This window comes from Micromonospora sp. NPDC047548, assembly GCF_040642975.1.
Classification (GTDB): Bacteria; Actinomycetota; Actinomycetes; order Mycobacteriales; family Micromonosporaceae; genus Micromonospora.
Genome location: NZ_JBEYTI010000131.1, coordinates 1 through 1,127 on the forward strand (window position 1 = coordinate 1; position 1,127 = coordinate 1,127).

The 1,127-nt window shown below is 75.8% G+C and carries 1 protein-coding gene; it reads left to right on the top strand.

Translation table 11 applies throughout. From position 1 onward, the window contains the following. Positions 1-1,127: acyltransferase domain-containing protein (locus tag ABZ807_RS33400; RefSeq protein WP_357167185.1), on the top strand; the 1,127-nt coding region annotated here is incomplete at both ends.

A 1,127-nucleotide genomic window follows, 5' to 3' on the forward strand; every position in this document is an offset into this window, starting at 1 on the left:
GAGTCCTCGCCGCAGGTGGACTGGTCCGCCGGCGCGGTGGAGCTGTTGACGCAGGCGCGGGAGTGGCCGGTGAACGGGCACCCGCGCCGGGCCGGGGTGTCGTCGTTCGGGATCAGCGGCACCAACGCGCACGTCATCATCGAACAGGCCCCCGACGACGCGCCGGCCGGCGCGGCCGGCCCCGGCGCGGTCGGCGTGGTGCCGTGGCTGGTGTCGGCGCGGTCGGAGCCGGCGCTGCGGGCGCTGGCGGGCCGGCTGGCGGGATTCGCGGAGTCGATGGATCCGGCGGATGCCGCTCCGGCGGCCCGGACCCTGGTGACCGGTCGGGCGCTGCACGCCCACCGGGCGGTGGTGCTCGGTGCCGACCCGGCGGAGCTGTCGGCCGGCCTGGCCGCCCTGGCGGCCGGCGACACCGCACCGAACACCACGGTCGGCCCGGCCTGCGGCGGCCGGCTGGCGATGGTGTTCACCGGTCAGGGCGCGCAGCGCCTGGGCATGGGCCGGGAGCTGCATGCGGCCTTCCCGGTGTTCGCGTCGGCGTTCGACGCGGTGGTGGCGGAGTTGGACGCGCACCTGGACCGGCCGCTGCGGTCGGTGGTGTGGGGTGACGACGAGGAGCTGATCCGCCGCACGGGTTACGCGCAGGCCGGGCTGTTCGCGGTCGAGGTGGCGCTGTTCCGGCTGGCGGAGTCGTGGGGTGTGCGGCCGGACTTCGTGGCCGGGCATTCGATCGGTGAGTTGGTTGCCGCGCATGTGGCGGGGGTGTGGTCGCTGGCGGATGCGGCGCGGTTGGTGGCGGCGCGTGGTCGGTTGATGCAGGCCCTGCCGGCTGGTGGGGCGATGGTGGCGGTGCAGGCGTCCGAGGAGGAGGTGCGGGCGGCGCTGGCCGGGCGGGGTGCTGTGGTTGGCTCCTTTGGAGCTGATGTCGCAAACGACTCAGCTTCCGGCGTGCCGGCTGGGACCGGCGGCAGGCCGACGGCCGCCGTCAACGGCGACGGTCCAGCTGCGGGCGGTGGCGCGGACATCGCCGCCGTCAACGGCCCCCGGTCGGTGGTCGTCTCCGGCCCCGAGGCCGCCGTGCTGGCGCTGGCCGAGCATTTCACCGTGCAGGGTCGCAAGACCACCCG